Source organism: Petrotoga halophila DSM 16923, from assembly GCF_002924615.1.
This window is the reverse complement of sequence record NZ_JALY01000230.1, coordinates 1-7,858: the sequence shown is the minus strand read 5'-3', so window position 1 is coordinate 7,858 and position 7,858 is coordinate 1. Positions and strand designations below refer to the sequence as shown.

The following is a 7,858-nucleotide window of genomic DNA, read 5'->3' as shown; positions in this document are numbered from 1 at the left end:
TTTTTGATTTTAGACTGTTAATCGTTCTTCTAATTGCTCTAAGCGTCCTCGTTTATTTCTTATCAGCGTACCTTATAGGTTCAAAAAAGTTAAAATTAGCTATAAACCTTTTCTTTAAAAGAAAATAAGGTCTAAATGACACTCTTTTCGTATTCCGAATCATATAGATGACAAGCAACTTGTTGATTTTCAACATTTTTCAAAGTGGGTTCTTGAATTTTACAAATCTCTTTTGCATATGGGCATCTAGGATGAAACCTACAACCTGTGGGGATATTAACGGCGTTTGGAACTTCTCCTTGAGGTATTATTCTTTCTTTCTTGCTTTTAGGATCAGGTTCGGGAACCGCTGATATTAGAGCTTGAGTGTACGGATGTTTAGGTTTTGTGTATATTTGTTCAAAATTTCCAACTTCGACAATTTTGCCCAAGTACATTACGGCTATTCTGTCACAAATATATTTAGTCGTAGCTAAATCGTGTGTGATGAAAAGATAAGTCAAATCAAAATCATTTTTTAAGTTGATCATCAGTTGTAACAATTGAGATCTAACAGAAACATCCAACATCGCAACTGCTTCATCCGCCACTACAAAGGTAGGTTTTAAGATCAAAGCCCTAGCTATTACAACCCTTTGTCTTTGGCCACCGGATAAATCACGAGGATATCTGTAATAATACTCACTTGCTGGTGATAACTGTACCCTTTCCAACATTTCCATAACAAGCTTCTGTTTTTCGGAACGGTCTTTCCCAATATTGTGTATTTGTAGAGGATGCATCACAGCCTCACCAATCCTCATATGAGGGTTCAAGGCTGCAAGTGGATCCTGAAAGATTATTTGAATCTCTTTTCTTATATGTTTTAGTTCTTTTTTTGTTAATGTACTGATGTCTTTTTCTTTGAATAAAATTTTTCCTTCAGTAGGATCTTCTAATCTTGTAATTAACCTACCTGTAGTAGTTTTTCCGCTCCCTGATTCACCAACTAAACCAAGAGTTTCACCTTTTTTTACTTCAAAATTAATCTCATCTACCGCCTTTACATACTTAGGAGGGGTTCTAGTTAAAACTTCCCCCACCGTCCTTTTTAGAGGAAAATATTTTTTTAAACCTTCAACTTTTAAGATTGCATTTTCAGTCATTAGTACCACCTACATTTACATGTTTTAAATCTTGAGAATTTTCATATAGCCAGCATTTAACTTCTGAGCCTTCGATTAAAAAGCTGTTAGGCTCTTGTTCATGACAGATGTCCATTGCGTACTCACACCTCGGAGCGAATCGGCATCCTTTTGGAGGTTTACCCAAATCTGGAGGACTTCCGGGTATATATTTTAAATCTTTGTCGTTGATATCTGTGTTCGGAATCGACTCTAAAAGTGCTTTTGTATAAGGGTGCTTGGGATTGTAATAAATATTTTCCTTTGAAGATATTTCCACCAAATGACCGGCATACATGACTCCAATCTTATCTGCAAGTTGAGCAACTACACCTAAATCATGTGTGATAAGCAACATGGACATTTGATATTCGTCCCTTAATTTATTCATCAACTCTATTATTTGAGCTTGAACTATTACATCCAATGAGGTAGTTGGCTCATCAGAAATAACAAAAGATGGTTTTAAAACTAATCCTAACGCGATCATCACTCTTTGCCTCATACCACCACTGAATTGAAATGTGTACTGATTCATCCTGCTTGGGTCTATTCCCACATCCTTTAGGACACTACCTCCCATTTCTATAGCTTTTTGCTCAGATATATCAGGAAAATGAGCTTTCACAATCTCAACAAATAGGTCTTTAACTTTCATAATTGGGTTCAGGGAAGTCATCGGATCTTGAAAGATCATGGTTATATCTCTACCACGAATTTCTCGCATTTGTTTTTCGTTCATTGTAGTTATATTTTGACCATTTAATTTAATTTCTCCATACAATTGTGCATTTAAAGGCAATATTTTCATTATAGCTTGTCCCAAGGTGGATTTCCCGCAGCCTGATTCTCCCACTAGCCCCAGCGTCTCTCCATCTTTTACATTAAAACTAACATCGTCAACCGCTTTTATAATTCCATCTTCACTTTTATAATAAACTTTCAGATTTTTTACTTCAAGCACGCTTACTACCTTCTTTCCCTAATTGTTGGATTCAGCATCTCGTTTAGACCTTCACTGAACATAGAAAATCCGAGTGTAACAGTCATTATAGCAACACCTGGAAATGTCAAAGCCCACCAAGCACCACTCAAAATGAATCTTTGACCATTGCTCAAATCAAAACCCCAATCGGGAGTTGGAGGAGCTATTCCCAATCCCAAAAAGCTCAATCCAGCTTCTGTCATTATGGCGTCTGCTAGGTTCATCGAAAGCACAACTACAACGGATGGAAGTACATTTGGAAGTATATACCTCCCCAAAATAGATAAGTTCGAAGCGCCTATAGCTCTGGCTCCATCGACATAAAGTTCATTTTTAACTGAAGATACTTGATTTCTAATAACCCTGAAGTATGTGGGTATGTAAACAACGGCTATGGAAATAGCGATATTCATGATACCTGGTCCTAAAAATGCAGCTATCGCTATGGCAAGAATCAAACCTGGAAAGGAATATATAGCATCCATAACTATGGTCATTATTCTATCGAATATTCCTCCCACGAATCCCGATAATAGCCCTAAAGGTATACCGATTGCTGAAGCTATTACTACAGAAACAAAAGCTATTGTTAGGGCAATTCTAGCGCCATAAACAACTCTACTAAACACGTCCCTACCAAGGTTGTCTGTTCCAAACCAGAACTCATTACTTGGAGGTGTTAAAGATCTTCCTACCCTTTCTGTAGGGTCGTAGGGTGCTATTTGAGGAGAAAAAAAGGCTAAAAAAATGTAAAAAATTAAAATAACCATACCTATGAAGGTAAGCCAAGCATTTGAACCTCTAAAGAATCTGGAGAAGCCCTTTCCAATCTTCGATGAAATGAATTTATGTTCTTCCAATTTTATACCCTCCTCAGTACCTTACTCTTGGGTCTATTAACGCGTTAATGATTTCTACTATAATGTTAATTATTATTACAAAAATAGCGAAAAAGACTATCGTCCCTTGAATAGCAGGGAAATCTCTGTATCTGATTTTCATGATGAGATAACTTCCAATCCCTGGCCAAGAAAAAGTTGTTTCAGTTAAAACAGCTCCAGCCATCAATAGTGCAAGCTGTAATCCCATGACCGTTAAAATAGGAACTAAAGCATTCCTTAAAGCATGTCTATACAATATTCTACTTTCAGGTATCCCTCTTGCTTTAGCAGATTTAACATAGTCAGAGGTTAACGTTAAAATTGTATTATTTCGAACCATTCTTAAAAAAATACTCGAGATAACTAGGCCAAGAGTAATACCAGGCAACAACAAATGTTGTAAGACATCCCAAAAAGCTGTCCAATTCCCTCTTAAAAGAGAATCCAGTAAAAACAAACCTGTAATTTCTTCAAATTGAACTGTAGCCCCGATCCTCCCGGCAATGGGTAACCATTTCAACTGCATTCCAAAAATGAATTGCATCATCAGACCAAACCAAAATACCGGTACAGCATACATGAGCATCGAAAATCCCCTGGCAATTATATCTACGGATTTGTCTCTTTTTTGTGCGGCTTTTGAACCCCAAAAGATCCCTATAACTACAGCTATAATAAATGCAAAAATCGTTAATTCAAGTGTGGCAGGAAATCTTTCTAATATCTCATCAAGTACGGGCCTTCCCGTCATTGTTGAAGTTCCCAAGTCACCTTTGAATAGCCCCCCTACGTATTTAAAAAATTGAACCAATATGGGATCGTTAAGTCCTAATTCTGCTCTCCTGGCTTCAATAACCTCTTGAGAGGCTCTCCCACCTAACATTGCTGCAACGGGATCTCCGGGAATTATCCTAATAACGAAAAATATAACTACTAAAAGAACAAAAAGCATGGGGATTGCCAACAAGATTCTCACAATAATATAATTTCTCAGAGACACTTAGATCACCCTTCTTTTCTGAGATTGGTTTTCTCAAAATTGCCCCGATTATTAAATAAATCGGGGCAATTGTCTTAGTTTCAAATCTTCAAAAGAACTTTAAGAAAAAATTATTCCTTGTAAAGCAAATAATATCTAAAGACCTGAGAAGGTTCCAACAAAATTCCTTTAACGTTATTTTGGGCAGCTACCGTTTCCACACCTTGCCAAAGTGAAACGTATGGTGCGTTGAAAGCTAGATCTTGTTGGACCAATTTGTACAATTGAGATCTAACTTCTTGGTCAGTCGCTACTCTTGCTGCTCTCATCACACTTTCAGTTACTGGGTTGACATAAAAACTACCCATCGATCTAGCTCCACTTTCACTTAAGAATGGCCAGAGGTAATCATCAGGGTCTATGTAATCAGGATACCAACCCAATAAGAACATACCCATAGTTCCGTTTAAAAAATAGTCAACGTAGGTTGCCCATTCCGCATATTCTAAGTTGATATCGATAATTCCTGTCTTTTCTAAGGATTCCATTAAAACTTGGGCTACATCTGCTTCTGTTGTTCCATAATGAGTAGGGCTGTACCAAAGATCAATCACTAGTTTGTTTTTTTCGTCGTAACCAGCTTGATACAGAAGTTGTTTTGCAGCCTCAAGATCTCCTTCTTGGAAGACATCTTCGTGACTCCACATTCCCATTGGGACAAGAGAATATAATGGTGATGCCATATTCAAAAATACATCTTCAACGATTACATCTCTTTCAACAGCCAAGGAAATCGCTTGTCTTACCAAAGGATCGTCGAAAGGTTCTTTCTGTGCATTGAATACTAGCATTCTGACTTGTGGACTTTCCCCCTGAATAACTTGAACACTTTTAGAACTTTTTAAATCTTGTATGTCTCTTGGGTCTAAATGTCTGAAAGCAATATCTATTTCACCGGTTTCCAAAGCCAATCTCAACGTTGCAGCGTTTTCGTAGAATAAAATGATGATTCTATCTGTTTTTGGTTTTTCACCAAAATATTTGTCATTTGCTTGCAATGTAATTCTTACGTCCCTTATCCATTCGGTGACTTTGTATGGACCAGAAGCGGAAGGCGCTCCATCATAAAAACTATCTGCTGAGAATACGTTTGGATTGACAGGCCAGCCAACAGTGTAACCTAATACTGAAACAAAAGCTGAAAAAGGATACTCGAGAGTTACTTTGAAGATATAATCATCGACCACTTCGGTTGTTTTAACTATATCCGAAAGTAAGAATGCAGGATCTCCTCCAAGTTTTATAACCCTATCGAAGGAGAATTTAAATACGGATGCATCTATAGGGGTTCCATCTTCGAAAACTACACCTTTTCGAACGTGGAAAAGATACTCTAATCCATCTTCAGATACTTCCCAACTTTCGAATAAATTTGGCTCAATTTCCGTCGAATTAACCTTGTAGTCTACTGGTCCAGATAAAACATTTTGTAAAATATTACTGGAAAAGTAGTCATAACACAAAGCTGGGTCTAGAGTTCTAATTTTGTCTGTGGTACCAACAACTATGGTAGATTGTGCCCAAACGCCGACAAATAAAACCAACATAACGAATAAACTTACCAAATACTTTTTCATAAAATCCCTCCTCGTAAAATATGCTGATATGAAAAACTTAAACACTTGTTCTGCAACAATACCTTATAACATTTCTTATTAAATCTGCGACAAATTTTACAGATATATGAAAAAAATTTCACTAAACGTCTCACATTGATAAAAATTTCAAAAAAGGTACCTGTTTGGTAATCTAATTTAAGTTAACTTAATTATCTCTATTATACAATTAATATCTTTAAGAGTCAAGTAACAATAAAAAATTATAACTAGCGGGAGAAGGAACAAAAAATATCAGAAGATTGGATTTAAGCATTGAACCTTTTCTAACTTTTAAATAGATCTATTCTTAAATTAAGTTATTTTAAATTAACATAATATATATTAACACTTCTTATTATTCTAAAATTAATACGTTTGTATATTATACATTTCTATTTTTTAAAACAAAGATTTAACAATTTGCGTTCCACAATTTGCTTCTTAAATCTTTTGAAGACGAGGGATCTAAAAATTTTAAGTTCTATATCAAGCATAAATAGCGTCTAATCAGATTTTTAATCAAAAATTTTCTTGATTAAGTTTCTCCCTTATGATAAAGTATATATTGGGTTTTATTCCAAGGGGTGAAAATAATGGAAAAGCAGGAACTAATAGAAAAACTACGTTCCAATATGTCTAGAGATACCTGGAATAACTGGCTTACAACGGCTCAAATTTTGGAATTAGACGATAAAAAGGTCGTTGTTGGATTGGGAAATTTATTTATTAAAGAGGCTGTCGAGAAAAGATTCGGCTCAATAATAAAAGAAACTATAAATAATATTACTGGAAAGCCTCTAGAAGTTATTTTTAAAGAAATACCCATTAGTAAAGAACAGAAAAATGCAGTAAATGGTCCAATAATAAAAAACAGGCCTTTGAAACTATCAGAGTTTAATCCTGAGTTTACTTTTGATAGCTTTGTTACGGGAAATTCCAATAGGATAGCTTATTATTCAGCCTTGGAAGTTTGCAAGAATCCTGGCAAATATAATCCTTTATTTATATATGGAGATGTTGGACTAGGTAAAACACATCTTTTACATGCAATAGGGAACTTTTTGATGGAAAATGCCCCTGATTTGAAGGTTAAGTATGTAACAGCCGAGGATTTTATGAATCAAATGATGGATGGAATAAGAGCTAGCGATATGGAGAACTTCCGAGAACGCTTTAGAAGGAATGTAGATTTTTTATTGATAGATGATGTTCAATTTTTAATTGGAAAAAATACCGTGCAAAGTGAACTTTTTCATACCTTTAATTCTCTTTTTAACTCAAGAAAACAGATAGTAATATGTTCCGATAGAACACCTGATGAATTGGCAACCTTTCATCCCAGATTGATTAGTAGATTTGAAATGGGTTTGATAACTGATATACAAGCACCTGATAAAGCAACGAAGTACTTAATAGCGAAGAAAATGGCACAAATGATTTCTCTTCAACTAACCGATGATGTTGCTTACTATTTAGCCGAACATGTCGATAAAAACCTAAGAAAACTTCGGGGCGCTATTATGAACCTTCTATTGCAAAGCCAAATTTCGGGTGCGCCAGTGAATATTGAATCTGCAAAAACGATAGTCAATTCAATGATGAGAATGAACGCAAACAAAGTTAGATTCCAATCACCAGAAGTTCTGGAAACTGTCAAAATAGATACCGTTATAGATTTGGTCGCTGCTGAATTTAATATTAATAGAAAGGATATCTTCTCATCATCCAGAAAAAAAGAAATAGCATTAGCACGTCAAGTTTTAGCTTATCTTTTTAAGACTACTATGAAGTTAAAAACCAAAGATATCTCCGAAAAATTAGATAAAAATCATTCCACTATTATTCATTCCATCAAAAAAATAGAACATTCTTTGTTGATGGGAAATGAAATGATAAAAAATAAGATCAATAACATCAAGAACAAATTGGAAGACGAAAAAGGGATTCTTACTTTATAAAAATAGAAGAAATCGGCCTCAAATTATGTGATTTAAACAAGAACAAATTGAGGCCGATTTTTTTATTTATAATAATCAGGTTGTTTCAGCAAATGTTTTAAAAGTAAGTTACATTTCTAATCCAACTATAGCTTCCGGCGTTACTACGTGGAAAGTTAAACTTTCAGTAAAGAAAAATTTGAGTTGCTCATCAAACTTGCTATCATATCCTAAGGAAATATCTTGTCCTAAAAT

6 protein-coding genes are annotated in these 7,858 nt (G+C 35.1%); 1 reads left to right on the top strand and 5 read right to left on the bottom strand.

Features of this window, described 5'->3' with window-relative positions; all coding sequences use genetic code 11:
- Window positions 1-131: 131 nt before the first annotated feature.
- From AA81_RS11360 to AA81_RS11340, 5 genes are all read right to left on the bottom strand, one after another.
- Window positions 132-1,145 (bottom strand): ABC transporter ATP-binding protein, encoded by a 1,014-nt coding sequence (locus tag AA81_RS11360; RefSeq protein ID WP_103899077.1) that lies wholly within the window; start codon window positions 1,143-1,145, stop codon window positions 132-134.
- Window positions 1,138-2,127 carry an ABC transporter ATP-binding protein gene (locus tag AA81_RS11355; protein ID WP_103899076.1) on the bottom strand — a complete coding sequence of 330 codons (990 nt, stop codon included), beginning with the start codon at window positions 2,125-2,127 and terminating at the stop codon, window positions 1,138-1,140. Before AA81_RS11355 ends, AA81_RS11360 begins: the two co-directional genes overlap by 8 nt.
- A gap of 5 nt (window positions 2,128-2,132) precedes the next feature.
- Window positions 2,133-3,008, bottom strand: a complete 876-nt coding sequence (locus AA81_RS11350; protein ID WP_211292701.1) for an ABC transporter permease — start codon at window positions 3,006-3,008, stop codon at window positions 2,133-2,135.
- Between the two features lie 13 nt (window positions 3,009-3,021).
- Window positions 3,022-4,029, bottom strand: a complete 1,008-nt coding sequence (locus tag AA81_RS11345; protein WP_103899075.1) for an ABC transporter permease — start codon at window positions 4,027-4,029, stop codon at window positions 3,022-3,024.
- A gap of 110 nt (window positions 4,030-4,139) precedes the next feature.
- A complete protein-coding gene (locus AA81_RS11340) occupies window positions 4,140-5,645 on the bottom strand; it encodes an ABC transporter substrate-binding protein (RefSeq protein WP_103899074.1) in 1,506 nt (501 codons plus the stop codon).
- 614 nt (window positions 5,646-6,259) lie between these two features.
- Here AA81_RS11340 and dnaA point away from each other — a divergent pair.
- The gene (gene dnaA, locus AA81_RS11335; protein WP_103899073.1) at window positions 6,260-7,624 is read left to right on the top strand and encodes a chromosomal replication initiator protein DnaA; all 1,365 of its coding nucleotides are present in this window, start codon (window positions 6,260-6,262) and stop codon (window positions 7,622-7,624) included.
- Window positions 7,625-7,858: the final 234 nt, after the last annotated feature.

Excerpts from the sequence above, each read along its gene's own strand:
- AA81_RS11360 (WP_103899077.1), bottom strand. The coding sequence starts at position 1,145 with ATGACTGAAAATGCAATCTTAAAAGTTGAAGGTTTAAAAAAATATTTT.
- AA81_RS11340 (WP_103899074.1), bottom strand. The coding sequence starts at position 5,645 with ATGAAAAAGTATTTGGTAAGTTTATTCGTTATGTTGGTTTTATTTGTC.
- dnaA (WP_103899073.1), top strand. The coding sequence starts at position 6,260 with ATGGAAAAGCAGGAACTAATAGAAAAACTACGTTCCAATATGTCTAGA.